This is a genomic window from Cyanobium sp. Aljojuca 7D2, assembly GCF_024346415.1.
Classification (GTDB): Bacteria; Cyanobacteriota; Cyanobacteriia; order PCC-6307; family Cyanobiaceae; genus Cyanobium_A.
Genome location: NZ_JAGQCX010000007.1, coordinates 129,080 through 155,584, shown reverse-complemented (window position 1 = coordinate 155,584; position 26,505 = coordinate 129,080). Strand labels below are relative to the sequence as shown.

Annotated in this window: 34 protein-coding genes and 2 tRNA genes; 23 read left to right on the top strand and 13 right to left on the bottom strand. The window is 66.1% G+C overall.

Annotated elements, in window-relative coordinates; all coding sequences use genetic code 11:
- The first annotated feature begins 271 nt into the window (after window positions 1-271).
- Complete coding sequence (locus KBY57_RS09235; protein WP_254995528.1) at window positions 272-1,732, top strand: glycoside hydrolase 100 family protein; 1,461 nt, start codon at window positions 272-274, stop codon at window positions 1,730-1,732.
- Window positions 1,733-1,800: 68 nt separating this feature from the next.
- Here the strand turns inward: KBY57_RS09235 and petD are convergent, their stop codons facing one another.
- Entirely contained in the window at window positions 1,801-2,283 is a 483-nt protein-coding gene (gene petD, locus KBY57_RS09230; RefSeq protein ID WP_190390726.1) for a cytochrome b6-f complex subunit IV, read from the bottom strand.
- A gap of 88 nt (window positions 2,284-2,371) precedes the next feature.
- Window positions 2,372-3,055: a cytochrome b6 gene (gene petB / locus KBY57_RS09225; RefSeq protein WP_094561597.1), complete on the bottom strand. Its 684-nt coding sequence runs from the start codon at window positions 3,053-3,055 to the stop codon at window positions 2,372-2,374.
- A 95-nt stretch (window positions 3,056-3,150) separates the two neighbouring features.
- On the opposite strand from petB, the gene ctpZ reads away from it, so the two are divergent.
- From ctpZ to minC, 3 genes are read left to right on the top strand one after another with little or no spacing between them, the layout of a single operon-like run.
- Complete coding sequence (gene ctpZ, locus KBY57_RS09220; RefSeq protein ID WP_409996431.1) at window positions 3,151-4,383, top strand: carboxyl-terminal processing protease CtpZ; 1,233 nt, start codon at window positions 3,151-3,153, stop codon at window positions 4,381-4,383.
- Between the two features lie 2 nt (window positions 4,384-4,385).
- Window positions 4,386-5,627: an HD domain-containing protein gene (locus KBY57_RS09215; RefSeq protein WP_254995527.1), complete on the top strand. Its 1,242-nt coding sequence runs from the start codon at window positions 4,386-4,388 to the stop codon at window positions 5,625-5,627.
- Window positions 5,628-5,663: 36 nt separating this feature from the next.
- Window positions 5,664-6,425, top strand: coding sequence for a septum site-determining protein MinC (gene minC / locus KBY57_RS09210; protein ID WP_254995526.1), 762 nt, complete (start codon window positions 5,664-5,666; stop codon window positions 6,423-6,425).
- Here the strand turns inward: minC and KBY57_RS09205 are convergent.
- Genes KBY57_RS09205 through KBY57_RS09195 form a run of 3 tightly spaced genes read right to left on the bottom strand, consistent with a single transcriptional unit; the run spans window position 6,415 to window position 8,625 of the window.
- Window positions 6,415-7,020 (bottom strand): chromate transporter, encoded by a 606-nt coding sequence (locus tag KBY57_RS09205; RefSeq protein ID WP_254995525.1) that lies wholly within the window; start codon window positions 7,018-7,020, stop codon window positions 6,415-6,417. The two genes, minC and KBY57_RS09205, sit on opposite strands and share 11 nt — an antisense overlap.
- A complete protein-coding gene (locus KBY57_RS09200) occupies window positions 7,017-7,601 on the bottom strand; it encodes a chromate transporter (RefSeq protein WP_254995524.1) in 585 nt (194 codons plus the stop codon). The genes KBY57_RS09205 and KBY57_RS09200 overlap by 4 nt, the downstream gene beginning before the upstream one ends.
- Window positions 7,594-8,625, bottom strand: coding sequence for a phospholipase D-like domain-containing protein (locus KBY57_RS09195; RefSeq protein WP_254995523.1), 1,032 nt, complete (start codon window positions 8,623-8,625; stop codon window positions 7,594-7,596). The genes KBY57_RS09200 and KBY57_RS09195 overlap by 8 nt, the downstream gene beginning before the upstream one ends.
- Window positions 8,626-8,741: 116 nt before the next feature.
- Here KBY57_RS09195 and minD point away from each other — a divergent pair, with 116 nt between their 5' ends.
- From minD to KBY57_RS09175, 4 genes are all read left to right on the top strand, one after another.
- A complete protein-coding gene (gene minD / locus KBY57_RS09190; protein ID WP_094561592.1) occupies window positions 8,742-9,560 on the top strand; it encodes a septum site-determining protein MinD in 819 nt (272 codons plus the stop codon).
- A gap of 5 nt (window positions 9,561-9,565) precedes the next feature.
- The gene (gene minE, locus KBY57_RS09185) at window positions 9,566-9,874 is read left to right on the top strand and encodes a cell division topological specificity factor MinE (protein ID WP_254995522.1); all 309 of its coding nucleotides are present in this window, start codon (window positions 9,566-9,568) and stop codon (window positions 9,872-9,874) included.
- Between the two features lie 43 nt (window positions 9,875-9,917).
- Entirely contained in the window at window positions 9,918-10,130 is a 213-nt protein-coding gene (locus KBY57_RS09180; RefSeq protein WP_094561590.1) for a response regulator transcription factor, read from the top strand.
- 34 nt (window positions 10,131-10,164) lie between these two features.
- A tRNA-Thr gene (locus KBY57_RS09175) sits at window positions 10,165-10,236 on the top strand.
- 35 nt (window positions 10,237-10,271) lie between these two features.
- Here the strand turns inward: KBY57_RS09175 and KBY57_RS09170 are convergent.
- From KBY57_RS09170 to KBY57_RS09150, 5 genes are all read right to left on the bottom strand, one after another.
- On the bottom strand, window positions 10,272-10,436 hold the full coding sequence (locus tag KBY57_RS09170) for a hypothetical protein (RefSeq protein ID WP_254995521.1): 165 nt from the start codon (window positions 10,434-10,436) through the stop codon (window positions 10,272-10,274).
- Between the two features lie 9 nt (window positions 10,437-10,445).
- The gene (locus KBY57_RS09165; RefSeq protein ID WP_254995520.1) at window positions 10,446-11,057 is read right to left on the bottom strand and encodes a Sua5/YciO/YrdC/YwlC family protein; all 612 of its coding nucleotides are present in this window, start codon (window positions 11,055-11,057) and stop codon (window positions 10,446-10,448) included.
- Window positions 11,047-11,946 carry a peptide chain release factor N(5)-glutamine methyltransferase gene (prmC, locus tag KBY57_RS09160; RefSeq protein ID WP_254995519.1) on the bottom strand — a complete coding sequence of 300 codons (900 nt, stop codon included), beginning with the start codon at window positions 11,944-11,946 and terminating at the stop codon, window positions 11,047-11,049. Before prmC ends, KBY57_RS09165 begins: the two co-directional genes overlap by 11 nt.
- A gap of 9 nt (window positions 11,947-11,955) precedes the next feature.
- A complete protein-coding gene (locus KBY57_RS09155; protein ID WP_254995518.1) occupies window positions 11,956-12,996 on the bottom strand; it encodes a DNA-processing protein DprA in 1,041 nt (346 codons plus the stop codon).
- 163 nt (window positions 12,997-13,159) lie between these two features.
- Window positions 13,160-13,600, bottom strand: a complete 441-nt coding sequence (locus KBY57_RS09150) for an acyl-CoA thioesterase (RefSeq protein ID WP_254995517.1) — start codon at window positions 13,598-13,600, stop codon at window positions 13,160-13,162.
- A 110-nt stretch (window positions 13,601-13,710) separates the two neighbouring features.
- Here KBY57_RS09150 and KBY57_RS09145 point away from each other — a divergent pair, with 110 nt between their 5' ends.
- Window positions 13,711-14,559 (top strand): universal stress protein, encoded by an 849-nt coding sequence (locus tag KBY57_RS09145; RefSeq protein ID WP_254995515.1) that lies wholly within the window; start codon window positions 13,711-13,713, stop codon window positions 14,557-14,559.
- Between the two features lie 19 nt (window positions 14,560-14,578).
- Here the strand turns inward: KBY57_RS09145 and psbM are convergent, their stop codons facing one another.
- Together psbM and KBY57_RS09135 are read right to left on the bottom strand one after the other, a co-directional pair.
- The gene (psbM, locus tag KBY57_RS09140; RefSeq protein ID WP_015109223.1) at window positions 14,579-14,686 is read right to left on the bottom strand and encodes a photosystem II reaction center protein PsbM; all 108 of its coding nucleotides are present in this window, start codon (window positions 14,684-14,686) and stop codon (window positions 14,579-14,581) included.
- A gap of 48 nt (window positions 14,687-14,734) precedes the next feature.
- Window positions 14,735-15,193 (bottom strand): 2Fe-2S iron-sulfur cluster-binding protein, encoded by a 459-nt coding sequence (locus KBY57_RS09135; RefSeq protein WP_254988836.1) that lies wholly within the window; start codon window positions 15,191-15,193, stop codon window positions 14,735-14,737.
- A 116-nt stretch (window positions 15,194-15,309) separates the two neighbouring features.
- Here KBY57_RS09135 and psbB point away from each other — a divergent pair, with 116 nt between their 5' ends.
- The 12 genes from psbB to KBY57_RS09075 all read left to right on the top strand — a co-directional run bounded on the left by psbB (window position 15,310) and on the right by KBY57_RS09075 (window position 24,369).
- On the top strand, window positions 15,310-16,872 hold the full coding sequence (psbB, locus tag KBY57_RS09130) for a photosystem II chlorophyll-binding protein CP47 (protein ID WP_094561583.1): 1,563 nt from the start codon (window positions 15,310-15,312) through the stop codon (window positions 16,870-16,872).
- Window positions 16,873-16,896: 24 nt separating this feature from the next.
- A complete protein-coding gene (locus KBY57_RS09125; protein ID WP_010314684.1) occupies window positions 16,897-16,992 on the top strand; it encodes a photosystem II reaction center protein T in 96 nt (31 codons plus the stop codon).
- 125 nt (window positions 16,993-17,117) lie between these two features.
- Window positions 17,118-17,615, top strand: a complete 498-nt coding sequence (gene nrdR / locus KBY57_RS09120; protein WP_254988837.1) for a transcriptional regulator NrdR — start codon at window positions 17,118-17,120, stop codon at window positions 17,613-17,615.
- A 135-nt stretch (window positions 17,616-17,750) separates the two neighbouring features.
- Window positions 17,751-18,851 (top strand): 30S ribosomal protein S1, encoded by a 1,101-nt coding sequence (locus tag KBY57_RS09115; protein WP_254988838.1) that lies wholly within the window; start codon window positions 17,751-17,753, stop codon window positions 18,849-18,851.
- A 25-nt stretch (window positions 18,852-18,876) separates the two neighbouring features.
- On the top strand, window positions 18,877-19,686 hold the full coding sequence (locus tag KBY57_RS09110) for an HAD family hydrolase (RefSeq protein WP_254995514.1): 810 nt from the start codon (window positions 18,877-18,879) through the stop codon (window positions 19,684-19,686).
- 26 nt (window positions 19,687-19,712) lie between these two features.
- On the top strand, window positions 19,713-20,960 hold the full coding sequence (metK, locus tag KBY57_RS09105; RefSeq protein ID WP_094561579.1) for a methionine adenosyltransferase: 1,248 nt from the start codon (window positions 19,713-19,715) through the stop codon (window positions 20,958-20,960).
- Window positions 20,961-20,979: 19 nt separating this feature from the next.
- Window positions 20,980-22,242 (top strand): FGGY-family carbohydrate kinase, encoded by a 1,263-nt coding sequence (locus tag KBY57_RS09100; RefSeq protein ID WP_254995513.1) that lies wholly within the window; start codon window positions 20,980-20,982, stop codon window positions 22,240-22,242.
- A gap of 152 nt (window positions 22,243-22,394) precedes the next feature.
- Window positions 22,395-22,661, top strand: a complete 267-nt coding sequence (locus KBY57_RS09095; RefSeq protein ID WP_254995512.1) for a DUF2470 domain-containing protein — start codon at window positions 22,395-22,397, stop codon at window positions 22,659-22,661.
- Window positions 22,662-22,700: 39 nt separating this feature from the next.
- Window positions 22,701-23,384, top strand: coding sequence for a ComF family protein (locus KBY57_RS09090; protein ID WP_254995511.1), 684 nt, complete (start codon window positions 22,701-22,703; stop codon window positions 23,382-23,384).
- Window positions 23,375-23,447, top strand: a tRNA-Phe gene (locus KBY57_RS09085). The genes KBY57_RS09090 and KBY57_RS09085 overlap by 10 nt, the downstream gene beginning before the upstream one ends.
- A 41-nt stretch (window positions 23,448-23,488) precedes the next feature.
- On the top strand, window positions 23,489-23,737 hold the full coding sequence (locus KBY57_RS09080) for a hypothetical protein (protein WP_254995510.1): 249 nt from the start codon (window positions 23,489-23,491) through the stop codon (window positions 23,735-23,737).
- A gap of 29 nt (window positions 23,738-23,766) precedes the next feature.
- The gene (locus KBY57_RS09075; RefSeq protein ID WP_254995509.1) at window positions 23,767-24,369 is read left to right on the top strand and encodes a chromophore lyase CpcT/CpeT; all 603 of its coding nucleotides are present in this window, start codon (window positions 23,767-23,769) and stop codon (window positions 24,367-24,369) included.
- Between the two features lie 21 nt (window positions 24,370-24,390).
- Here the strand turns inward: KBY57_RS09075 and KBY57_RS09070 are convergent, their stop codons facing one another.
- Complete coding sequence (locus tag KBY57_RS09070; RefSeq protein ID WP_254995508.1) at window positions 24,391-24,840, bottom strand: hypothetical protein; 450 nt, start codon at window positions 24,838-24,840, stop codon at window positions 24,391-24,393.
- 545 nt (window positions 24,841-25,385) lie between these two features.
- Here KBY57_RS09070 and KBY57_RS09065 point away from each other — a divergent pair.
- On the top strand, window positions 25,386-25,904 hold the full coding sequence (locus tag KBY57_RS09065) for a phycocyanin subunit beta (protein ID WP_094559988.1): 519 nt from the start codon (window positions 25,386-25,388) through the stop codon (window positions 25,902-25,904).
- A 42-nt stretch (window positions 25,905-25,946) separates the two neighbouring features.
- A complete protein-coding gene (cpcA, locus tag KBY57_RS09060) occupies window positions 25,947-26,435 on the top strand; it encodes a phycocyanin subunit alpha (RefSeq protein ID WP_094559989.1) in 489 nt (162 codons plus the stop codon).
- Window positions 26,436-26,505: the final 70 nt, after the last annotated feature.

Genomic DNA, 26,505 nt, shown 5'->3' with positions numbered 1-26,505 from the left:
TGTCCAGGTGCTTCCGCTTCCTCCCCCTCTCGGGAGCTCTCGGCGGAACGTCGCCTCCCGGCGACTCAGAAAACTTACAACACCGTCGGCTCTCGCCTCCTTCTGCCGTAAGCCTGCTCGCTTCGGGTTCCCCCTTGCGCGCAGTCCAAAAACATAACACCCCAGTTGCCCAGACCGCAAGAAACGGTGTCGCAGGCGACAGCGGAATCAGCCAAAACCCCTGCAGCACAGTGCTGCTGACCAAATCGGTTGGCGCTTCTATGGTGCGGCCATGGCAAGGCATTTCAGCCAGGAGCAGCTGCGGGTTCGCCCCAGCTCCAAGGAAGAAGCGGTGGTGGCCAGCGCCCGAGAGCACTTCGAACGCACCTTGGTGCGGATTCGCGGCGAACTGGTGGGCTCCGTCGCCGCGCTGGAGCACCCCAACAAAAGCGACGCCGCCAACTACGGCGAGGTGTTCCTGCGGGACAACGTGCCGGTGATGCTCTACCTGCTGGTGCAGGGGCGCTTTGAGATCGTGCGCAACTTTCTGACGGTGTGCCTCGACCTGCAGAGCAGCACCTACCAGACCCGGGGGGTGTTCCCCACCAGCTTCGTGGAACAGAACGGCGTGCTGATCGCCGACTACGGGCAGCGCTCGATCGGCCGGATCAGCTCCGTGGACGCCAGCCTCTGGTGGCCGGTGCTGTGCTGGCTCTACGTCCAGCACAGCCGCGACATGGAGTTCGGCGCCAGCCAAAAGGTGCAACGGGGCGTGCAACTGCTGCTCGATCTGGTGTTGCACCCCACCTTTGAGGGCACGCCGGTGCTGTTCGTGCCCGACTGCGCCTTCATGATTGATCGCCCGATGGACGTGTGGGGCGCACCGCTGGAAGTGGAGGTGCTGTTGTTTGGCTGCCTGCGCAGCTGCTGCCAGCTGATGGAACTGGCCCAGACGGGCTCCATGAGCCGGCTGCTCGAGCAACGGCTCGTGCTCACCCGTCAGTGGCTGCACGACCTGCGCTCCTTCCTGCTCAAGCATTACTGGGTGACCAGCAAAACCATGCAGGTGCTGCGGCGCCGTCCCACCGAGCAATACGGCGACCAGCAACACGAAAACGAATTCAACGTGCAGCCCCAAGTGGTGCCGCCCTGGTTGCAGGACTGGCTGGAAAACCGAGGCGGCTACTTGATCGGCAACATGCGCACCGGGCGCCCCGACTTCCGCTTTTACAGCCTGGGCAATTCCCTGGGTTGCCTGTTCGGCTTGCTGACAGCCCCCCAACAACGGGCCCTGTTCCGCCTGGTGCTGCACAACCGCCAGCACCTGATGGCCCAGATGCCGATGCGGATCTGCCACCCGCCCATGGAGGTGGAGGAGTGGACCGAAAAAACCGGATCGGATCCCAAAAACTGGCCCTGGAGCTACCACAACGGCGGCCACTGGCCAAGCTTGCTCTGGTATCTCGGCGGGGCGATCCTGCTGCACGAGCAGCGGCACCCATCAGCCGACTTGCTGCTGATGGGCCAGATGAAGGCCATGCTCGAGGAGTGCTACTGGAGCCAGCTCAACCAATTGCCCCGCCAGCAATGGGCCGAATACTTCGATGGACCCACCGGCACCTGGGTGGGCCAGCAGGCCCGCACCTACCAGACCTGGACGATCGTGGGGTTCTTGCTGCTGCACCACATCCTGCGGGTCAAGCCCGAGGACGTGGCTCTGCTGGATCTCAATGCCAGTGGCGGCCTGATCTGAAGCCAGGAGCGATCACCATCAAAAAAGCCGCGACCAGGGCCGCGGCTCAAGAAGGGTGTTTTGACGGATCAGAACAGACCCAGGGTGAGCGACTTATCAATCGGCAGGGCTGCGCCGATACCGAGGTAGATCGCGAACACGGTGCCGAACAGGAACACGCCCATGGCCACGGGACGGCGGAAGGGGTTCTGGAACTTGTTAAAGCTCTCGATGAAGGGCACCAACATCAGACCCAGGGGGATCATCGTCTGCAGAGCGATGCCGAGCAGTTTGTTCGGCACGACCCGCAGGATCTGGAACACCGGGTAGAGGTACCACTCGGGCAGGATCTCCAACGGAGTCGCGAAGGGATCGGCCTTATCACCCAGCATGGCGGGGTCGAGCACGGCCAAACCGACCATGCAGCCGATGGTCCCGAGGATCACCACCGGGAACATGTAGAGCAGGTCATTGGGCCAGGCGGGCTCACCGTAGTAGTTGTGACCCATGCCCTTGGCGAGCTTGGCGCGCAGGTTGGGATCGGTGAGGTCGGGCTTCTTGAGGATGTGCATGGCGGGGTGCCGGGAGCAGGGATCTCTGAGGACAGTGGACGCAGACTAGAGGGGATGAACCGGCGGAGGAGACCGCCGAGTCAATGGGTCACAAGGGACCGGAAATGCCCTGCTTCCGGATCATCAGGAAGTGCATGAGCATGAACACGGCCAGCAGCCAGGGCATCACGAAGGTATGGAGGCTGTAGAAGCGGGTGAGGGTCGATTGGCCGACGCTTTCACCACCGCGCAGCAGTTCCACCATGAAATCGCCCACCACGGGGACGGCTGCAGGGACGCCGGACACGATCTTGACGGCCCAGTAGCCGAGCTGATCCCAGGGGAGGGAGTAGCCGGTGACGCCGAAGGACACCGTGATGACGGCCATGGTGACGCCGGTGACCCAGGTGAGCTCGCGGGGGCGCTTGAAACCACCGGTGAGGTAGACGCGGAACACGTGCAGGATCAGCATCAGCACCATCATCGAGGCGCTCCAGCGGTGCACCGAACGGATCAGCCAGCCGAAGCTGACGTCGGTCATCAGGTACTGCACCGAGGCGTAGGCCTCAGCCACCGTGGGCTTGTAATAGAAGGTCATCGCAAACCCAGTGGCAAACTGGATCAGGAAGCAGACCAGGGTGATGCCGCCCAGGCAGTAAAAAATGTTGACGTGGGGCGGCACGTACTTGGCCGAGATGTCGTCGGCAATCGACTGGATCTCAAGGCGCTCCTCGAACCAGTTGTAAACCGGGTTCGCGGCCTGACCGGAGTTTCCAGCAGGTGTGTTCGCCATGCAGCTGGGTGGTTTGGTTGCGAGAGTCTACCGATCGCCCCGAGCCGCCCGTGAGTGCCCCGCACCCCAGCACCAGGCCTTCTCAACCCTTTGCAATGGCCTTGAGGCCAGGCTGGTCATGGCTGTGGCGCCCGCTGCTGGGGGGGCTGCTGGTGCTGGGCCTGCTGATGGCCCCCGGCGGCGGGCTGCTGGCCCTGAGCGACACCCAGCAGCTGGTGGTGGAGGCCTGGCGCCTGGTGAACCAGAGCTACGTCGATCCCACGCGTTTCGACCAGGTGCACTGGAAGCGGCTGCGCCAGAAAGCCCTGGAGCAACCAATCCAAAGCTCCGGCGACGCCTACGACGCCATTGAGGCGATGCTCACCCCCCTGGGCGATCCCTACACCCGGCTGCTGCGGCCCGACGACTACGCCACCCTGCGCTCCAACACCCAGGGCACCGTGACCGGCGTGGGGCTGCAGCTGGGGTTGCGCAGCGGTGACCAACAGATCGTGGTGATCGCCCCGCTGGACGGGTCGCCCGCCGCCGAAGCCCAGATCCCCAGCGGCGCCGAAGTGCTGCGGGTGAATGGCCAGGCCACCGCTGAGCTGGGGCTGGAGCAAACGGCCGCCGCCCTGCGGGGGCCGTCTGGCTCCCGGGTGCTGGTGGAGCTGGATGTGGCCGGACAGGTGCGGGAGGCGGAACTGGAGCGCCGCCAGGTGGACTTGCGCCCCGTGCGCAGCAAGCGGCTGCGGGTGGGTGACCACACCCTTGGCTACCTGCGCATCACCCAGTTTTCCGAGCCGGTGCCGCAAGACGTGCAGGAAGCCCTGGCCGACCTCAACGGCAAAGACATCGAGGCGCTGATCCTGGATCTGCGCAACAACTCCGGCGGGTTGGTGAGTGCGGGCCTTGCCGTTGCCAACGATCTGCTCGATGGCACACCCATCGTTGAGACCCAGGATCGCGATGGGCTCAGCTCACCCCAGCAGGCCAGACCAGGCCGGCTCTACGACGGGCCCATGCTCACCTTGGTGAACGGCGGCACGGCGAGCGCCAGCGAAATCCTGGCGGGCGCCCTGCAGGACAACGGCCGCAGTGAGCTGGTGGGGTCGCGCACCTTCGGCAAGGGGCTGATCCAGACCCTGATCCCCCTGGGCGACACCAGCGGGCTGGCCGTGACCGTGGCCCGCTACCTCACCCCCAGCGGCCGGGACATCCAGAACCAGGGGATCGAACCCGATCTGGCCCTGCCCCAACCTGAGCCCCTCGATCCTGGCGGCGACGACGACGCCTGGCTGGAGCAGGCCGGCCGCTTGCTGGCCAGTCGCCTGGAGGGCAACTTCTGACCATGGGGGAACGCACCTATCACGATCCCCTGCACGGGGCGATCCGCCTGGATGGGGCCGATCCGGCCGAAGCCCTGGCCATCGACCTGGTCGATACGGCCCCCTTTCAGCGCCTGCGCCGGGTGCGCCAGCTGGGGCCCGCCTTCCTGACCTTCCATGGCGCCGAATCCAGTCGTTTCACCCATTCGCTGGGGGTGTTGCACCTGGCCCGGCTGGCCCTGCAGCAGCTGGAGCGTCGCCATCCCGAGCTGGCCGCGCACCGGGGGGTGCTCTATGCCGCGGCCCTGCTCCACGACGTGGGCCATGGCCCCCTGAGCCACTCCGGCGAAGAAATGTATGGGCTGCATCACGAAGCCTGGTCGGGCCGCTTGATCCGGGAGCATCCGGCCCTGCGGGACCGCCTGGAGGCCCATGCACCAGGCACGGCCAGCGCCGTGGCCGATCTGCTCGAGCACGGCCGTTATGCCAACCCGGCCATCCAGGCCTTGGTGAGCAGCCAACTCGACTGCGACCGCCTCGACTACCTTCTGCGCGACAGCTACAGCACCGGCACCACCTACGGCCGGCTGGATCTGGAGCGGATCCTGGCCGCCTTCACCCTGGCCCCCGATGGCCAGCTGGCCCTCAGCCCCAAGGGGTTGATGGCCGTGGAGCACTACCTGGTGGTGCGCAATCTGATGTACCGCAGCGTTTACAACCACCGCCTCAATGTGGTGTGCAACTGGCTGCTGAACCAGGCCATCGCCACCGCCCGTCGGCTCGGGCCCGAGCGGGTGTGGGCCGATCGGGTGATGAACCGCTGGCTCTGGCACCCGAGCGAGCTCGATCTGCCGACCTTCCTGGCCAACGACGACATCCGCACCGGCTACCACCTGATGCGCTGGATGGAGGAGGGGCCGGCCGAGCTGCAGGATCCCTGCCGTCGACTGCTGGAGCGACGCCTGCTCAAGGCCACCGATGTGAGCCACTGTGAGCCGGCCCAGCGGCTGGAGCTGCTGGCGGCGGCGCGGCAGCTGAGCGAAGCGGAGGGCCTGAGTGCGGAAACCAGCTGCGGCCTGCAGCAGCGCCAAAGCCGCGGCTATCACCCCTACAAAGGGGGGCTGCGGATCTGGGACGGCGAGCGCCTTCAGGCCCTGGAGCAACGCTCCACCCTGGTGCAAAGCCTCACCGTGCCGGTGGAGCTGGCCTGGCTGATCCATCCGGCGGAGGTGGCCCCTAAGTTGCGCCAATTGCTGGGCCGCTGAGCGGAGGTGCTGATGGACGCGGGATCACCTGGCGGAATGGAACCAGCTGGTGGCGCCGTGTTCACGGCAGACCGATCGGGCCAGGGGGCCCACCGGCTGGTGCTGCCAGCGCCCCAGGTGGATGCCGCCCTGGCCACCCCGGCGCTAGGTGGAGCCGCCAACCTGGTGCGCAGCGCCGTTGAGAGCGCAGCCCTGCTCGCCGATGGCCCCGTGCAAGGGGCGGTGATGCTCGATGCCCGATCCTGGCGCCTCGGCCTCAGCCAGCTCAGCGAAATCCAGGCCACCCTGGCCAGCCGGCAGCTGCAGCTGGTGGCCCTGACCAGCGGCCATCCCCACACCCATGTGGCCGCCGCCGGCCTGGGCCTTGAGAGCCACTGGCCCCATCCCCCCGGCGATGGGAACGACTCCATCAGCAACGGCGCTGCCAGTGACGCCCCTGCCACCGCCAGCGAGGCGGGGCTGCTGGTGCACCAGGGCACGCTGCGCTCCGGCGACCACCTGCAAGCGGATGGAACGGTGCTGCTGCTGGGGGACGTGAACCCCGGAGCACGGATCTCCGCCGGCGGCCACGTGCTGGTGTGGGGCCGCCTGCGGGGCATCGCCCATGCCGGCTGCACAGGCAACAGCGAGGCCCGCATCGTGGCCCTGCAACTTCGCCCCCTGCAGCTGCGCATCGCAGCAGCGGTGGCCCGCGGGCCGGAGGGCTTGCCCCCGGCAGGGTTGGCCGAGGAGGCCCGGATTGTGGATGGGGCCATTCAGATCGACCCCGCCCAACCGACCTGGCCCCTCAGCGGTTGATCACCCCCAGACCACCCAGCAGGCCAGCCACCGCCATGAACCAGAGCGGTGAGAGGCGGGTGCGCAGCATTAGCACGCACACCACCAGCGACACCACCACGCCGGGAACATTCGTGTCGGCCGTGCGCAAAATCTTAAGCCCCACGGCAAACAGGATCCCCAGGGTGATCGGCCCCATCCCACGCTCAAAGGCCATCCGCCAGGGGGAATGCTCCAGTCGCTTCCAGCTCAGGCAGGCCGCCACCATCAGCAGGGTGGAGGGCAGGAGGATGGCGGCTTCGGCGCCGTAGGCGGTGAGCAGGGCCCACAGCGGCCCCTCCCGCCAGCTGGCCCCGAGGCCCAGCAAGCCCACCAACATCGAACTCGGCCCCGGCGCCGCTTCGGCCAGGGCGTAGAGATCGGCAAACTGGGCATTGCTCAGCCAGCAGAACTGAGCCACGGCCAGGTGGTGGTATTCCGCCAGCAGGGTGTTGCCACCGCCAAGGGAAAACAGCGACAGCGACAAAAACTGCCAAAGCACCTGCAGCAGGGTGCCCAGGTCGGTGAGAGGGGCGGGTTCGCAGACAGCCGCAGCAGCAGCAAGCACCAGGCTCATGGCGACGACGGGCGGCGCGGCCAATACCAGGCCATCGCCAATGGGCCGGCGACCAACACCACCGGAATCAGGCGAACGTGCAAGGCAGTGAGCGCCAGGAACACGCCGGCGGCCAGCAGCAGCGCAACCCGGTCGTTCCAATACTGATCAAGAATCTTGAAGCCCATCGAGAGGGCCATGCCGGCCGCCGCGGCCACCACCCCCGCCAGCACCCGATCAACCGAAGGGATGCCGTGGAACTGGAAGTAGACCAGGCCCACCGCCATCAACAGGGTGAAGGGCAGCAGCAACATCCCGGCCAGGGCGACCAGGGCACCGGCGAGGCCGTGGAAGTCGGCGCCGATGTACACGGCCATGTTGATTTGGTTGGGCCCGGGGAAGAGCCGCGCCACGGTGAGGCCCGTGAGGAATTGCTCGTTGGTCATCCAACGGCGCTGCTCCACCACGATCCGCTGGCTCCAAGCCGACAGCCCGCCCCCAAAGGCTGAGAGGGCCACCTGAAGCATGCCCCAGAACAACTGGGCCAGGCTGGGGCGTGGGGCCAGCGGTGTGGGCGGGGCTACGACTGCGGGCTCAGTCATGCACGAAATGGGGATCGGGCGGCAGTTCGCCCGCCTCATGGAGGCTGGGATCGAGCGGATCGGGAGCGTGGTATTTCTTCGCCGCCTCCCAATCGGCCTGGAATGTGGCGCGCAGCCGGGCCACCACCTCGGGGGCATCGGATTCGATGCCCAGCTCCCGGCGCAGGTCGAAGGCACTGCGATCGATGTTCATGGAGCCGGTCTGGGCGTAGGCCCCATCCACCAGCAGCAGCTTGGCGTGCAGTTTCAAGTGCTTCTGGCGCCGCACCTTCACGCCGAAGCGCTCCATCACCCGCAGCGACGAAAACGTGTCGTAAATGTCCCAGTCGGAGATGCCGTGCTTACCGCCGCAGAGCAGGCGCACCTTCACGCCCCGCTCGCGGGCGGAAATGATCCGCTCGAGGATCACGGCATCCACAAATTTGGGGTGCTGAATCCAGAGCGTGGCGCGGGCCATGTCGATGATCCGGGCCATCTGTCCCCGGCTGTGCACGCTGCTCCACACCAGCCCCACGCTGAGGTCGGGGTGGAAAAAGGTGCGATTCCAGTCGGCCTCGAAACCGCCAATCACCTCTTCCACCACCGGGGTGGCATAGCTGACGATGCCGTAGTCGCGGGTTTGGGTGAAATATTTGTCGCTGAGGTTGAAGGTGGAGATCAACGCGCAGCTGCGGTCCACCACCAGCGACTTCTCATGGGTGACCGGGAAGGCCTCGCTGGTCCAGGCCACCGCGATGCCCCAGGCGCCAAGCTGGGCATGGGCCTCATCGTTCCAGCGGTCGCCGCCGGAGGTGTGGGGATTGAGCATCACCCGCACCTGCACCCCGCGCTGGTGGGCGCGCAGCAGCGCCTGCTCAATGGCCTCCGACTGAAGCTTGAACTGCTTGAGCCGCAGCGACTCCTGGGCCCCGTCGATCAGGGCCACCACGGCCTCAACACCGTCGTCGGGCATCACCAGCAGCTGCTGGTGATGGTGTTGATGGTCCTGCGGTGGAGCCGGCTGCGGGTCCGTGAGCTCAGTCATCCCGACCGGGTGCCAGATCCACCCGTTGTAAACCCTGGTGGAGGGGCGGCAATGCCAGCTAGAACACCTGCAACCCTGGATTTTGGCCTTAACCTGCCGGCAATACAGCCTTCGCCGTGGCCGCTGCGTCAACCCGCTACATCCTGATCTGCTCCGGCAAAGGGGGCGTGGGCAAAACCACCCTCACCGCCAATCTCGGCATCGCCCTGGCCAAGCAGGGAGCCCGCACCGCCGTGCTCGATGCCGACTTCGGCCTGCGCAACCTCGACTTACTGCTGGGGCTGGAAAACCGCATTGTGTACACCGCCCAGGAGGTGCTCTCGGAGAGCTGCCGACTGGAACAGGCCCTGGTGAAGCACAAGCAGGAACCCAACCTGGCGCTGCTGCCGGCGGGCAACCCCCGCATGCTCGATTGGCTCCAGCCCGACGACATGCAGAAGATTGCCGCCATGCTCGGCGAGCACTTCGACTACGTGCTGATCGATGCCCCCGCCGGCATTGAGGGCGGCTTCAAGAACGCCATGGCGGCAGCACGGGAGGCCATCGTGGTCACCACACCGGAAGTATCGGCGGTGCGGGATGCCGACCGGGTGATCGGCCTGCTCAACAGCGAAGGGGTCAAGCCCATTCAGCTGGTGCTCAACCGTGTGCGGCCAAAGATGATGGCCAACCAGGAGATGCTCGCGGTGAGCGATGTCACCGACATCCTGGCCCTGCCCCTGCTGGGGCTGGTGCTGGAAGACGAGCAGGTGATCGTGAGCACCAACCGCGGCGAGCCCCTCACCCTCAATGGCAACGGCTCCCCGGCAGCGCGTGCCTACACCAATGTGGCCCGTCGCCTGCAAGGCGAAGACGTGCCCCTGATCGATCCAAGCAAGGAGCGCCAAGGCCTTCGGGCCAAGATCGGCCGCCTGATGCAAACCAAGATTTTCTGAAGCCGATGACCCTGCGCGATGTGATCAACAAACTGCTGGGCCGGCAACCCGCTAGCGCCAACACCGCCAAGGAGCGGCTGCAGCTGGTGCTTGCCCACGACCGCAGCGACCTCAACCCCGAGTTGCTGCAACAGATGCGGCGGGAGATCCTCGAGGTGGTGAGCCGCTATGTCGAAATCGACTTTGAGGAAGGGGATGTGACGCTCGAAACGGAAGACCGGGTGACGGCGCTGGTGGCCAACCTGCCGATCCGGCGCGCCAAACTGCCATCCCCCTCGGCTGAAGCCGCTCTGGAGGCCAAAGTCGTCCCCTAAGGCCCGGTGTGGGAATCCTGGGGCAGATGCCCTTGGGATCCCGATGTCGTTGCCGATTCAGATGGCCAATGCGGAACTCACTCCCGCAGAACGGCGCGTGCTCCAGGAACTGGAACGGGGCCACAGCAACAAGGCCATTGCTGCAGCCCTGATCGTGAGCCCGCGCACGGTGGAAAGCCACATGTCGAGCCTGCTGGCCAAAACCGGCTGTCAAAGCCGCACCCAGCTGCTGCTCTGGGCCCTGGCCGAACGATAAAGTCATCATTGGAGAGCGGACTTCTGCCTCCTAGGCCGGCTTAGCTCAGTGGTAGAGCAGCGCTTTTGTAAAGCGAAGGCCATCGGTTCAAATCCGTTAGCCGGCTCTTGGTAGACCACCCGTCCTCAGCCGAAGGCTCGCTTAAGGCCCAACCGGGCGCCCGGCCAACAACCACAGCCCCAGAGCCAACAGCGCCCACGGCAGGAACGACAACTCCATCAGCGCCGGCAGCAGTTGCAGCAGCGGTTCCATCGTCCAATGGAACACAGCCACCGCCAGAAGCACCATCAGAGCAAGGGCGGCCATGAACTTGCGCTAGATCCCTGGTGGCAGTAGAGCACCAGCGCGCAGCACCTGCCACCGCCCCGTTTCCCCCCAGGCCAACACCGTGCTGGCCTGACCGCCGGCCATCGGCCATGGCAACGGAGCCAAGCGAGGAACCTGAGGGAATTGTTGGGCGGCCTGCTCGGCAGTGGTGGCGGCAGGGCAACCGGAGAGATTGGCGCTGGTGGTGGCCAGGGGGCCTGAGAGGCTTAGCAGGGCCAAGGCTTCGGGGCAGGCCGGCAGGCGCAGGCCCAGGCTTGCGCCGCCGGGGTTCAATGCTGCAGCCACTGGCCCGGTGGCCGGCAACACCAGGGTGACCGCTCCCGGCCAGGCCCAGGCCGCCATCTCCAGCCAGGCGGGCTGCAGCGGCACCCCCAGCGCAGCCAGCAACGCCTCCGAGCTGGCCGCCATCAGGATCAAGGGCTTGTCGGGCGGCCGCTGCTTGAGGGTCCACAGCTGGTGGGCCTGGTTGGGGCAGGCCGCCAGGGCCGGCAGGGTATCGGTGGGGAATAGCGCCGCCGAGCCGCGCTGCAGCCGATCGGCCAGAGCCGGGGCGGAGAGGGCTGGGGCGGGCCAAGCCCTCGGTGCGGAATCAGACCCCATCGCCGGTGTGTTGCAGGGAGAGACCCTGGCGAGCTGAAGCAAAGCGTCGCTGGCCCTCCAGATCAGCATGGGCCTGCACCTGGTTGAGCCCCGCTGCGGCCAGCAGAGCCATCACCGCCTCACTCTGGTCGTGATGGTGCTCCAACAACAGCAACCCGCCGGGCGCCAAGGCGGCGGCCGCCCCCTTGGCGATCGCGCGCAGGGCATCGAGCCCATCGGCGCCGCCATCGAGGGCGAGGGCCGGCTCGTGATCCCGCACCACCGGATCCAAGCCAGCCCACACCGCCGTGGGGATGTAGGGAGGATTGCTCACCACCAGCTCCAACGCACCCCACCAGGGGCGCAGCGGCTGCCACCAACTGCCCTGCAGGAGCTCCACCCGCCCGCTCACCCCGCCCCGCTCCAGATTGTCGGCCGCCTGCTGCAACGCCACGGGACTGCTATCGACGGCCATGCCGCAGCTCGCCGGCCACGCCAGGGCGAGCGCGAGGGCCAAGCAACCCGAACCGGTGCCGAGGTCGGCCCAACGGCCCGGGCAAGCCGGGGCCAGCGCAAGGGCCAGCTCCACCAGCAGCTCGGTTTCCTGCCGCGGAATCAACACGCCAGGAGCTACGGCAAGCTCCAGATCCCGCCACGGACAAAGGCCCACCAGATATTGCAGGGGCTCAGCGGTGTCGAGATGGCGTTGCCAGAGGGCCTCGAGCCGCGACAGCCCACAGGTCAGCCGCACCGGTTGCTGGGGAGAGAGCCTCAGCTGTTGCTGCTGCTGCCAGGAGAGACCACCGGCCAGGTCCACCAGCCAATCGAAGGCGGCGGGGGTACCCCCTAGGGCCAGTTGCCTCCGCCGCCAGGCCAACCACTGCTCACCGTCGAGCTGCACCTGTTGCATGAATCCAGGCTAGATCGGGCGCCAACACAGGCCCGGCTCAGCCCGCACCTGCCCCCGCAGCTCGAGGGCCAGCAGGCGAGCAGCCAGCACGGCCGCAGGCTGATCGAGAGCAAGGCAGAGCTGCTCCAGGGAGGCGCCGCGCCCCAGGGCCGAGACCAGAGCTGGATCCACCGTGCCGAGAGCCTGCTCCTGCGACGGAGGGAGTGCATCGGCCGGGGCCAGGGGGCCCGGACCGAGCTGGCGGATCAGATCGGCGGGCTCCAGCAGCACCGTGGCGTCTTGGGCGAGCAGCCGATTGCTGCCGGCTGCCGAGGCTTTGCCGGCATCGGCTGGCACCACCCACAGGGGCAACTCCTGGCGCATCGCCAGGTTGGCCGAATGCAGGGCGCCACTGCGCAGCGGACACTCCACCACCACCACGGCCTGGGAGAGCCCCACCTGAAGACGATTGCGCGCCGCGAAATGGCCGGCCTGCACCGCCGTGCCGGCGGGCAACTCACTCACCAACAACCCTTCAGCGGCCACCTCGGCCTGGAGAGCCTCGTGATGGCGCGGATACACCCGCTCCAGGGGCGTGCCCAGCACCGCCACGGGCCGGCCGCCGTGGGCCAGGCATCCCCGATGCACCGCCCCATCAATCCCCTCGGCCAGGCCACTCACCACCGGCCAGCCGGCCTGGGCCAGGGCCGCACCGATCGCCTCCGCCATGGCGAGGCCATGGCGGGAAGGCCGGCGGGTGCCCACCACCGCGATGGCCTGACGGCGATGCAACAGCGGCCACAACCAACCACGCCCGCTCCAATGCAGCCGCAAGGGCGGGCGTTCCAAGTTCAGAAGCGCAGGCGGGAAGGCGGGATCGGCGGGCAGCACCACCCGCCTGCCGCCGTGGAGCTGGCGGGCCAGGCGAGGCAGGGGATCAGGCCCCCAGTGGGTGCGGTAGCGCTCCAACTGACGGCAGCTGGCGGGTCCCAATCCCGCCAAGGCCGTAAAGGCCTCCGGCGGCGAGGCCCAGGCCGCTGCCCACCCGCAGAAGCTGTCGCGAATGGCCATTAATCGGCTGAAACCAATACCCGGACACCCCGACCACAACAACCACCAGAGACGCTGCTCCCGATTCCAGCCTTGGCGATCGGCCGCCCTCAACAGCCCCAGACCCAGCCCCCGAGCCCGACCCCGCCCCGCCATACCCGCTTTCAGTACAGATGTACTGATCCTAGAGCGGGCCGCGCACCAGGGCTGCCACCGCGGCCTCCAAATCGGCTGGCAGCCGGCGCAGCAGCCGGCGCTGGTCCGAGCCGGGCACCCCGGCCACCAGCACCAGGTCCACCTGTGCCTCGGCGGCCACGCCCCCATCCGCCGCCACAAACCGACTGCGCCAGGGCAACTTCAAACCATGACGCGGCAGCACTTCGCTCCAGATCTGCACCACCTCGCCGTGGAGAAGGGCCTGCTTGTAATCGATGCTCAAACGCACCACCGGCAACTCCAGCCCCCGGGCCGAGAGATCGCTGTAGGCCAGCCCCGCGGCCGCCAGGGCCTCCACCCTGGCCTCCTCAAGCCAGGCCAGATAGGCGCCATGCCACATCACGCCAGCGTGATCGGTGTGCTGCGGCAGCACCCGCCGCTCCAGCAACCAACTGGCAGCACCCGTCATGGCTGGAGCCCCCGCAGCGCGGCCTGTCCATCACGGTCTGCAGAGCAGATGCCTGGGCTCCAGGGATCGGCCATAGGCTTGCGGGGAGCCTGCTTCATTGAGTCGTCCCCGTGTTTCGCAACGTTCTAATCGCCGATTCCGGCAAGGGCCATGTGGAAGAGATGGTGCGCATGCTGCGCGACATCCCCGCCGTTCGCCAGGCCCGGATCAACCTGTTGCATGTGGTGCCTGAGCAGGCGGGTGAGAGCTTCACCGAACACTCCCAGAAGGCCGCCGCCATCGCCGCGGAAGCCGTGCAGCGCCTGGGCCTGAACCCCAGCGAGGTGAACACCATCATTCGCCAGGGCGACACCAAGCAGACCGTGCTGAAGGTGGCCGATGAACTCGACAGCGATCTGATCGTGATGGGTTCCCGCGGCATGAGCCGCCTGCAAGCGATCCTCAGCAACAGCGCCAGCCAATACGTCTTTCAATTGTCGACCCGGCCGATGCTGTTGGTGCGCGACGACCTCTACGTGCGCCACATCAACCGGATCATGGTGACGATCGATGGCACCGGCGTGGGGGATGACGCCCTCAAACTGGCCTGTGAATTGGTGCGCGAGATCCCCGGCGGCAGCCTCACGGGTGTGCACATCACCCGGCAGGACATCACGCCCTCTCGCGGAGGCAAATCCCCGACCGACGAGGTGCTGGACAAGGCCGTGCAACGGGCCCGCGGCTACGGCGTGGATCTGAAAACGGTGCATCGGAGCGGGGACGTGGGCCGCACCGTGTGCGCCGCTGCCGAGGATCTCAAGGCCGACCTACTGGTCATCGCATCCCAGGATCGGCGCCCGGTGGTCGCCCGAGGGTTGGTGGACATCGACCGTCTGCTGGGCAGCTCAGTGAGCGATTACATCCGGGTGCATGCACCAGCACCGGTGCTCCTGGTGCGTGAACCGGAGGGACGCAGCTAAGGCGCCAAGCCCCCTGGGATCAGCCCCCCTGACGGCTGTTGGTCTGGATGTAGAGGATGATCAAAAAGACCGCGGGAACCAACACGAACAGCAGGCTGGCAACAAAGCCGAGATCGTTGGTTTCCATGGCTGAAAGGGAAGTTCTGGGAGGGTATCACCGCCAAATGGGCGGGTTTCAGGAGGCTTCATCGCTCGTTGCGGTTGGCTCCTGCTCCTCCGGCTCCCCATCGTCGTCTTCCAGCTCCGGTGGAGCGGGCCAGGCCGTGGGGCCGGGGGGCAGAGGCTGGGCCAGAGCTGCCTCCAGCAGAGCGTCCTGATCCGCCAACCCCACCTGGGGCCGCGTCAGCACCAGAAGCGAGTCCTGCACCAGGGCCTGGCAGGCCAGCCGCCAGTTCTGGGGACGCCGCTTCAGCTTCAGGTCTTCCACAGGGGTGCGGCCGCTCAGCACCTGGCTGCCCGTTCCCTCTGGAATGGCCACAAAGCAAGTGATGCACTGGCCGCACCCCCCACAGTTGCCCAGGGTTCCCTTGAGCCCATAGAGCTGAATTCCCTCGCGCAGCGCCACCTCCCGCAGGTTTTCACCGGGGTAGCACTCCACGTCACGCCCCTCGCGCACAAACCGGATGACGGGCATGGGAAACGAGCTGCTGCGATCTCCATTGTGGGTCAGGCCGTTGCGGTCCGTTACCTCGGCCGCGCGGTGGCCTGGGCTCCCCTTACGATCGCCCAACCCACCCAGAACTACCCCCCATGGGATTGCCCTGGTATCGGGTGCACACGGTCGTGATCAACGACCCGGGCCGACTGCTCGCCGTGCACCTCATGCACACCGCCCTGGTTGCCGGCTGGGCCGGCTCCATGGCGCTCTATGAGCTCGCCATCTTTGACCCCTCCGACCCGGTGCTCAACCCGATGTGGCGCCAGGGCATGTTTGTCATGCCCTTCATGGCCCGTCTCGGCGTGACCGGCAGCTGGGGAGGCTGGAGCATCACCGGAGAAACCGGGGTCGATCCCGGCTTCTGGAGTTTCGAAGGTGTGGCTGCTGCCCACATCATTTTCAGCGGCCTGCTCTTCCTGGCCGCCATCTGGCACTGGACCTACTGGGATCTCGAGATCTGGCAAGACCCCCGCACCGGGGAGCCAGCCCTCGACCTGCCCAAGATCTTTGGCATCCACCTGCTGCTTGCCGGCCTCGCCTGCTTTGGCTTCGGCGCCTTCCACCTCACCGGTGTGTTTGGCCCAGGCATGTGGGTCAGCGACCCCTATGGAATCACCGGACATTTAGAGCCGGTGCAGCCCTCGTGGGGTCCTGAAGGCTTCAACCCCTTCAACCCTGGCGGCATCGTGGCCCACCACATCGCCGCCGGCATTGTTGGCATCATCGCTGGCATCTTCCACATCACCACCCGTCCGCCAGAGCGCCTCTACAAGGCCCTGCGCATGGGCAACATCGAAACCGTGCTGGCGTCGGCCATCGCCGCGGTGTTCTTTGCTGCCTTCATCGTGGCCGGCACGATGTGGTACGGCGCTGCCGCCACCCCGATCGAGCTGTTCGGCCCTACCCGTTATCAGTGGGACCAGGGCTATTTCAAGGCGGAAATCAACCGCCGCGTGCAAACGGCCCTCGACAACGGCGCCACCAAGGAGCAGGCCTACGCCTCGATTCCTGAGAAACTCGCCTTCTTCGACTACGTGGGCAACAGCCCTGCCAAGGGCGGTCTGTTCCGCGTCGGCCCGATGGTGAATGGTGATGGCCTGCCCACCAGCTGGATCGGCCACATCTCCTTCACCGACAAGGACGGCCGCGACCTGGAAGTGCGCCGCCTGCCCAACTTCTTTGAGAACTTCCCTGTGGTTCTCCAGGACCAGGAGGGCATCGTGCGAGCCGACATCCCCTTCCGTCGGGCTGAAGCCAAGTACTCCTTCGAGCAAACGGGCGTCACCGCCACCGTTTATGGCGGTGCTCTGAACGGTCAGACCTTCACCGATCCCGCTGACGTCAAGCGGCTGGCCCGCAAGGCCCAGCTGGGTGAAGCCTTCGAGTTCGATCGCGAGACCTACCACTCGGACGGCACCTTCCGCAGCTCACCCCGCGGCTGGTTCACCTTCGGCCACGCCACCTTCGCGTTGCTGTTCTTCTTCGGCCACATCTGGCACGGCGCCCGCACCCTCTACCGGGATGTGTTCGCCGGCATTGATCCGGATCTGGGTGAGCAGGTGGAATTCGGTCTGTTCCAGAAACTGGGCGACAAGTCCACCCGTCGTCTGCCAGAGGGCTACGTGCCCCCTGCCGGCACGACGACCCTCAGCTGACCGCCAGAACCCTCGAGGACATCCATGGAAAGCTTCGCTTACATCCTGATCCTGGCTCTGGCCATTTCCACGCTTTTCTTTGCCATCGCCTTTCGCGATCCCCCGAAGATCGGCAAATAATTGGCCATCTCTGAGCCAAGCCCCTGCCCCGGCAGGGGCTTTTTTGTTGCCGCAAACAGAAAAGCAGGCCTTTCCAAATGAAAAAACGCTGTCTAAACTTGAGAAACACGCCCGGACGTTCGGGGATGCAATGCCCCTCTTGCCAACACACCGACAGCCGGGTGCTCGAGTCTCGGGCAGCCGACAGCGGGCGCAGTGTGCGACGACGGCGTGAATGCCTCAATTGCGAATTTCGTTTCACCACCTATGAACGGGTGGAAACGGTGCCCATCACCGTGGTGAAGCGCAACTCCAGCCGGGAAACCTTCAACCGGGCCAAATTGCTGCACGGTGTGCTGCGGGCCTGCGAGAAAACCGGCCTTGAGCCCGCCCGACTTGAAGGGGTGGTCGACGAAATCGAGTTGCAGCTGCAACAGCGCAGCGGTCGCGAGGTGACCAGTGGCGAAATCGGCGAGCTGGTGCTGCAACATCTCAGCGAGATGAGCGAAGTGGCCTACGTCCGCTTTGCGTCGGTGTATCGGCAATTCCAGGGGATCAGCGACTTTGTCGCCACCCTTGAAGGCCTGCACAAACGCAGCGGTAGCCGCCTGCGCGGCCAGCCGAGCTTGGCGGCCATCGGCTGAGCACGTCGCCAAACCTGCCTGATCACGTCACCAACCGGGGCCGCCCACGTTGGTACAGTGACGGATCGGACTATGTCTGCTGGCGGGCAGATCGTCCAATCCTTCGCACTGCCCTCGGCAGGCCGCCAACCTTCCATGACCGTGACCCCTTCCGACTCCACCACTGAAGCGCTCAGCACGCCATCGCTCAGCAGCGACGCTCTCAGTGCCGAGGCCGACCTCGATCTCGCCGCTGAGACGGCCGACGATCTCGACCTGGCCATTCCGGAAGAGGTTCCCACCGCCGACGACCCCAGCAGCCGCGCCGCATCCCGCAGCGACGTCGATGGCGTGGGCTTCACGCTCGATGAATTTGCGTCGCTGCTGAGCAAGTACGACTACAACTTCAAGCCCGGCGACGTCGTCAACGGCACCGTGTTTGCCCTCGAGTCGAAGGGCGCCATGATCGACATCGGCGCCAAGACAGCCGCCTTCATGCCCCTGCAGGAGGTGTCGATCAACCGGGTCGAGGGCCTGAGCGACGTGCTCCAGCCCGGGGAGATCCGGGAGTTCTTCATCATGAGTGAGGAGAACGAGGACGGCCAGCTCTCGCTCTCCATTCGCCGCATTGAGTACCAGCGGGCCTGGGAGCGGGTGCGTCAGCTCCAGAAGGAAGACGCCACCATCTACAGCGAAGTGTTTGCCACCAACCGCGGTGGTGCGCTGGTGCGGGTGGAAGGTCTGCGCGGCTTCATCCCCGGCAGCCACATCAGCACCCGCAAGGCCAAGGAAGAGCTGGTGGCCGACTTCCTGCCCCTCAAGTTTCTGGAGGTGGACGAGGAGCGCAACCGCCTGGTGCTCAGCCATCGCCGCGCCCTGGTGGAGCGCAAGATGAACCGCCTCGAGGTGGGCGAAGTGGTGCTGGGCACCGTGCGCGGCATCAAGCCCTACGGCGCCTTCATCGACATCGGTGGCGTCAGCGGCCTGCTGCACATCTCCGAGATCAGCCACGAGCACATCGAGACGCCGCACACGGTGCTCAACGTGAACGATCAGATGAAGGTGATGATCATCGACCTCGACGCCGAGCGGGGCCGTATCTCCCTGTCCACCAAGGCCCTCGAGCCAGAGCCCGGCGACATGCTCACCGATCCCCAGAAGGTGTTTGAGAAGGCCGAGGAGATGGCCGCCCGCTACAAGCAGATGCTGCTGGAGCAAGCCGAAGACAACGAGCCGATGGGCGTCACCCTCGACTGAGGGCTCGACACCCCTCGATTCTCCGATGGCACAACTGCTCCTGCGGGGCCAGATCCTGGCTGATGCCACCGGCCATCCCCACCAGATCGACGCGGTGCTGTTCGACAAGGACGGCACCCTCTCGATCAGTGAGCCCATGCTCCATGCCCTGGCTTCGGCCAGGGTTTTTCATGCCCGCCGGTTGCTGCAGCAACGCCATCCGGAACTGCCGACTACCCAGACCGACGCGCTGACTGACCTGCTGCAGCGCGCCTATGGGCTGAGCGAGCAGTCCATCCACCCCGCTGGCGCCACGGCCGTCGGCTCCCGGGCCCACAACCTGATCTCCACCGCCACGGCCCTGGCCCTGGTCGGGCTGGGTTGGCCCGAGGCGCTCGAGCTCAGCGAGGCCATCTTCACCGCCACCGATGGTCTGCATGGGCAGGGCAGCCAGCATCAGCCGATCGCCACCGACGGGCTGCACACCCTGGTGGAGGCTTTAGGCGAAGCCGCGGTGGCCTGCGCGGTGATCAGCAACGATGACAGCCCGGGCATCGAGGCGTTCCTGGCCAGTCAGGAGCTCAGCTCCCGTTTTCAGGGGTTGTGGAGCGCCGACCACAGCCCCCGCAAGCCCGACCCGGCCGCGGTGCAAGCCCTCTGCGCCGCCCTCGGCGTGGCGGTGGAGCGCTGCGCCTTGATCGGCGATGCCAACAGTGACCTGCGCATGGCCCGGCAAGCGGGGGTGCCGGTCGTGCTCGGCTATGGGGCGGGCTGGACCATGGCTCCTCCGCTGGACCCCAGCTTTGCTTGCCTCAGCCATTGGAATGAGCTGGAGGTGCGCGCCACCGCCGCATAGGCTGACCCCACGTTGATCAAGGCCGGATGAGCCGCTACGTTTTCACCTCCGAATCCGTCACCGAAGGGCACCCCGACAAAATCTGCGACCAGGTGAGCGATGCGGTACTCGACGCCCTGCTCGCCCAAGATCCGGCCTCGCGGGTGGCCTGCGAGACCGTGGTGAACACGGGCCTCTGCCTGATCACCGGCGAAGTCACCACCAACGCCCGGGTCGACTTCAACACCCTGGTGCGGGGCGTGATCAACCAGATCGGCTACAGCGGCGCCCGCGCCGGTGGCTTCGATGCCCACAGCTGCGCCGTGCTGGTGGCCCTGGATCAACAATCGCCCGACATCGCCCAGGGGGTGAACGAGGCCGACGACCACGACGGCGACCCACTGGATCTGGTGGGGGCAGGCGACCAGGGGATCATGTTTGGCTACGCCTGCAACGAGACGCCGGAGCTGATGCCCCTGCCGATCAGCCTGGCCCACAGGCTGGCGAGGCGCCTGGCGGAAGTGCGCCACAACGGCACGCTCGGCTACCTGCTGCCTGACGGCAAAACTCAGGTGAGCGTGGTGTACGAAAACGATCAGCCCGTGGCGATCGACACGATCCTGATCTCCACCCAGCACACCGCCGAGATCGATGGCATCTCGGAGGAGAAGGCCATGCGGGAGCGCATCGCCGCCGACCTCTGGCAGCACGTGGTGGAGCCCGCCACCGCCGATCTGAGCCTCAAACCCAGCCAGGCTGACACCCGTTTCCTGGTGAACCCCACCGGCAAATTCGTGGTGGGCGGCCCCCAGGGCGATGCCGGCCTCACAGGGCGCAAGATCATCGTGGACACCTACGGCGGCTACGCCCGCCATGGCGGCGGGGCCTTCTCCGGCAAGGACCCCACCAAGGTGGATCGCTCCGCCGCCTACGCCGCCCGCTATGTGGCCAAGGCCCTGGTGGCCGCGGGCCTGGCCCGCAAGGTGGAAGTGCAACTGAGCTACGCCATCGGCGTGGCCAAGCCCGTGAGCATCCTGGTGGAGAGCTTCGGCACCGGCGCGATCAGCAACGCCGACCTCACCGCCCTGGTGCAGGAGCATTTCGACCTGCGCCCCGGCGCCATCATCGAAACCTTCGGCCTGCGCCAGCTGCCCCAGCAGCGTGGCGGCCGCTTCTACCAGGACGTGGCTGCCTACGGCCACTTCGGCCGCAGCGACCTCAATCTGCCCTGGGAAAACGTGGAGGCGATCGCCGCCACCCTGAAGCAGGCCACCGCCGCCCAGGTCGCGGCCTGACACCGTTGACCAGCCAGCGATGACAGCGCTGGCGCTGGGTGTGGATCTGGGCAGCAGCGGGCTGCGGATCGCGCTTGTTGAACCTGGCGGCGCAAAGTTGCTGGAGGAGACCAGCCCCTACCCCACCCGCTTGGAAGACCCCTGGAGCTGGGTGAACGGCCTGGAGCTGCTCTGCGCCCGGCTGCCGTCCGCCCTGCGCAGTCGGGTGGGGACCATCGCCATCGCTGGGACCTCCGGCACCCTGCTGCTGTGCCGCCCCGATGGCCAACCAGGCCCAGGGGCCTTGGGCCTAGCCCTGCCTTATCACCACTGCTGCACCGAACAAGCCGCAGCTGCTGCGGCCCTCGCCGGTGGGGGCCCGGCCGCCAGTGCCAGCGGCAGCCTGGCCCGGGCCCTGCACCTGCTGGCCCAGGCCGAGCACAGCGGCGAAGCGGGGCCCTGGCTGCTGCGGCACCAGGCCGACTGGCTGATGGGCTGGCTGATGGGCAACTGGCGCCGGGGTGAGGAAGGCAACAACCTGCGACTGGGCTGGGATCTGCAGCGACAGCGCTGGAGTGGAGCCATCGACCTCCAGCCGTGGGCTTCTGGCCTACCAGAGATCTGCGCCAGCGGCACAGTGCTGGACGCCCTGGCAGCCGGGCCAGCCCAACGGCTGGGCCTGCCCAGCCACAGCCAAGTGGTGGCGGGCAGCACCGACGCCAATGCCGGCGTCCTTGCAGCGGAGCCCCGCAGCGGCGATGGCATCACCGTGCTCGGCACCACCTTGGTGCTCAAGCAGTTCAGCCCCAAGCCGATTGAGGGGGCGGGGATCAGCTGCCACCGCGTCGCCGGGCGCTGGCTGGTGGGCGGCGCCTCCAATGCTGGGGCGGGCATCCTGCGGCGCTTCTTCAGCGACGGGCAAATCGCCGAACTCAGCCGTCAGATCGACCCCAGCCAGCCCACGGGGCTGCGGCTGCGCCCTTTGCCGGCCCGCGGCGAGCGCTTTCCGGTAGACGATCCCAACCTGGAGCCGGTGCTCGAGCCCCGCCCGATCAGCGATGGGCGCTACCTCCAGGCCCTGCTGGAGGGGCTCACCGCCATCGAGCAGGCTGGCTGGCAGCGCTTGCGCGCAGCCGGCGCACCGCCCCTGGAGCGGGTGATCACCCTGGGAGGTGGTGCCCGCAACCCCCAGTGGCGCCAGCTGCGGCAACAGAGCCTGGGGGTTCCGGTGCTGAACCGCCCTGGGCTGTCCGCGGCCCTCGGCATGGCCAGACTGGCAGCAACCATCCTTGCTCCGCCATGAACGACCGCCTGCGCTCGGTGATCTCGATGGGGGTGTTCGTGGTGCTGGCGGGGTATGTGGGCTTCAGTGCCATTCGCCTGGGCATCCTGCTCTGGCAGCGCTTCGGAGCCGGCTGACGCCAGAATCCGGCCACACCCCCGCTGCGCAGCGCCATGGCCGCCGACCCCCTCACCCCCGCCGTGAGCGATCGGATCTGCAAACACATGAACGACGACCACGCCGAAGCGGTGGCCGCCTACGCCCGCCATTACGCCGGCATCGAAGCCGCCACGGCCGCGCGCATGGTTGCCGTGGGGCCAGAGGCGATGCAGCTGGAGGTGGATGGCCAGATGGTGGAGGTGCGCTTCGACCACACCCTCAGCGACAGCGACGACGCCCACCGCACCCTGGTGGCCATGCTGCGGGCCATGCCCCGCTAGGGCGTGGGAATCCTGCAGCCATTGCCGCGTTCACCCGCCATGGCTGCCTGGCCCACCGGCCCCTCCCCCCTGGCCGCAGGGCTGCTCCGGCTGTTGCCCCTGCACTGGATCGCCCAACCGCCCAAGCTGCACGCCGATCTCGCCGCAGCATTGCCACCGGGCGGATTCCAGGGCGCTGGGCCCCTGCGCTGGTGGGCGGCGGGCCTGTATGAAGGCGATGTGCGCCGGCAACTGCTGCAGCTGCGCAAGCAACCACAGCCACCCCTGGTGGGTGTGTTGGCGGAGCACCTGGCCGACGCCCTTGCCGCCGAAGCCTGGGAGCAGCCACCACTGCTGGTGCCGATTCCCAGCTGGAAACAACGGGCGAACCCGCTGCCGGCCCTACTGGGCCGGGCCCTGAGCTGGCGGCTGGGTTGGCAGCAGTCGCCCCTGCTCGAACGCAGTCGGGCGGTGCTGGGCCAGCACCACCTGGGCCGCGAGCTGCGCTGGGCCAACCAGGCCGGTGCCTTCCGCTGCGTCGCCCCCAAAACCTTGCGGCGCCGGCCCCGCCCACCGGTGCTGCTGATCGACGACATCCTCACCACAGGCGCCACCGCCTGCGCCGCCGCATCGGCCCTGCGTGAGCAAGGGTGGGGCGTGGCCGGCATGGCCTGCCTGGCCCGCACCCCCTGGCAGCGCCGTGATCTAAGATCCAAAAGTTGCTACGGCGACAGGCCGGGATAGCTCAGTTGGTAGAGCAGGCGATTGAAAATCGCCGTGTCCCCAGTTCAAATCTGGGTCCTGGCATTGTTCGACTGGCTGTGGCCCAGGCGCGTTTTCTCAACACCATGCGCGAGCCACCAGCAGACTCCAACCGGCTTTTCAACAACGCCGACAGCTTTGCCCAGGCCTTCGATGAAGCCTGGAAGCAGCACGAGCAACGCGACCCACACCATGGCCTCGACCCCGCAGCCAAAGTTGAGCTGATGCTGGAACGCCTGGCCGACCACCCCTTCCTGCAGAACGACCCCACCCTGGCCCGCCAGGTGGCGGCTTTCCGGCTGAGGCTGTTGGGGCTGACGGGGATGAGCCAGTAGCTTCGGTCGCACAGGCACGGTCAGGCTTGATGGAGACCTCACTGGAGCGGTTGGTGCGGATGCTGAGCGGCGGCTTCAGCAACCAGGAGCAGGCCTTCGAGAACCCTCCCCTCTACGCCCACATCCTGGTCAAGTTTCGTCCCCTTCCCCAGCTGGAGCCGGGCTCCTTGCTGCTCGAGCAGAGCTACGCGATCAACCCTGCGGCGCCCTACCGCACTCGGGTGCTGCGGGCCGAGCGTCAGGGGGATCAGCTGATCATCCGCAACCAGTCCCTGGTGGACGACCAACGCTTCTGGGGTGCAGTGGAGGATGTCGAACGCCGCAGCCTGATCCAAGCGGAGGATCTACGGCCCCTCGAGGGCTGTGCCTACGTGGTGCGGGAAGAGGGTGATGGCTTTGTGGGTGAGGTGGAGCCGGGCTGCCGCTGCCTGGTGGACCGCAAAGGGACCACCTCCTACCTGGTGAGCCGCCTCGAGCTGCATCGGGATAGCATGCGCACAATCGACCGCGGCCACGACCCAGTGACCCACGAGCACCTCTGGGGCTCGCTGCCAGGGCCCTTTGAATTCACCCGCACCGACGACTACAGCGCCGAGATCCCCGACAGCTGGAGGGAAGCCTTCAGCCGCTGAACCAGCGAAGGCATCAACCCCTCAGGCACTCAGCTCATCGAGGAACGGCTGTTCCTCGGCAAACAGGGGCTCATCGGCAAAGGCCTGCTCCGCTTCATCGAGAAATGGATCCTCGCTGGGGGGCTCCTCCATCACGGCCTCCTCTTCCATGGGCGCAACGGCGGGGACTGCTGCGGGAGCAATGGAGCGCAGGTGGTGGGCCGCCCCCGTGCTCTCCAGCCCGCTGAGCAGGCCCTCCAACTGGGCCAGGCGATCCTCCGTTTCACCGAGCCGCAGCTCCGTGTCTTCGGCCACCACCCCGAAACCGGAAGCGGAGCCATCCAGCAACGGCTCCACCTTCAACTCCTGCGCCACCAGTCGTTCCTCCAGCTCGAGCAGCCGGAAGGTGAGGGTTTCAGCCACCTCAGAAAGGGTCTGCAGCTGGTTGGCCAGCCGCTGGGTGAAGTCTGCAACCTTTAGATCAACAGACATGACCAGTGCCGATGGGATGGGCGGATGGTATCGGCGCAGCCCGTGAGCGCTAGGTCCAGACGGACCAGAGCCTGCCGCGCGGTATTTGCAACGATTCACAAAGCCTTGTGAACCAGTCAAACAAGACAAAGGGGCGCCCCCCATGACAGAGGCAAAGCGACCAAATCAATGCGCATGCAAAGCGGTGCTTGCAAGCCATTTCGCATTGGCGAGGGAATCCCTCAAAAGCTCGGGTCATTGCTCGATCGCAAGCTGTGGATAGCCAAGCTTTTTGAGAACCACACCACCAACAGCATTGTCGAGCTAAAAATGAGGCACCTGCCATGGCCACCTGCAACGAGAAGAGCCCTCCAGGCCTTGGGGCAGTGACCGTTTGTTAAGGGAGCAGTAGGCAGGCAGGCATCTTGATGAGAATGGGCGCACCAAGTTGAAACAGCCAGGCTGCTGCTCTCTGCCCACAAGAGGCACTGCGCTCGCCTGGGCCCTGACCAGCCTGGAACCCCTATCCACCCTTCCGACTATTCGTCGCGACTAGGAGCCTCCCAATGTTCGACGCCTTCACCAAGGTTGTAGCCCAGGCTGATGCCCGTGGCGAATTCATCAACGCCGGTCAAATCGACGCGCTTGCAGCGATGGTTTCCGAGAGCAACAAGCGGATGGATGCTGTGAACCGCATCACCTCCAATGCATCCAAGATCGTCACCAATGCGGCCCGCGATCTTTTTGAAGCTCAGCCGGCGCTAACAGCTCCTGGGGGGAACGCCTACACCAGCCGCCGCATGGCTGCGTGCCTACGCGATATGGACATCATCCTCCGTTACATCACCTACGCCATTTTCAACGGCGATGCATCCGTGCTGGAAGACCGCTGCCTCAACGGCCTGCGGGAGACCTACCTGGCCCTCGGCGTTCCTGGCGCTTCGGTTGCTGAAGGTGTTCGCAAGATGAAAGACGCCGCCATTGCAATTGCCAACGACCGTAACGGCATCACCCAGGGAGATTGCTCAGCTCTAATCAGCGAAATCGGGACCTACTTCGACCGCGCTGCAGCAGCCGTCGGCTGATCAGCTCACTAAAAAGCCAAACCAACTTATTTCCCCTTTCCAATGAAGACTCCCCTTACCGAAGCCGTCGCAACCGCTGATTCCCAGGGACGGTTCCTCTCAAACACTGAGCTCAACTCAGCTTTTGGTCGCTTTGACCGCGCCAAAAATGCTCTCGCAGCTGCTAAGGGCCTAACAGCCAACGCAGACAACTTGGTGAACGGCGCTGCCCAGGCCGTTTACAACAAGTTCCCCTACACCACCCAGATGCAGGGTGCAAACTATGCCGCTGATGCCCGTGGTAAGGCTAAGTGCTCCCGCGACATCGGCTACTACCTCCGCATGGTCACCTACTGCCTCGTGGCTGGTGGCACCGGACCCATGGATGAGTACCTGATTGCCGGTATTGATGAAATCAATCGCGCTTTTGAGCTCTCCCCCTCCTGGTATGTTGAAGCTCTTAGCTACATCAAAGCCAACCATGGCCTTACGGGCGAAGCAGCAACAGAAGCAAACAATTACCTCGATTACGCAATCAACGCGCTTGTTTGATCAGGCTTCCTGTTAAAAGTGATTAATAGCCTCCCCTAAGCAGGGGGGGCTATTTTTATTTAAAAAATAA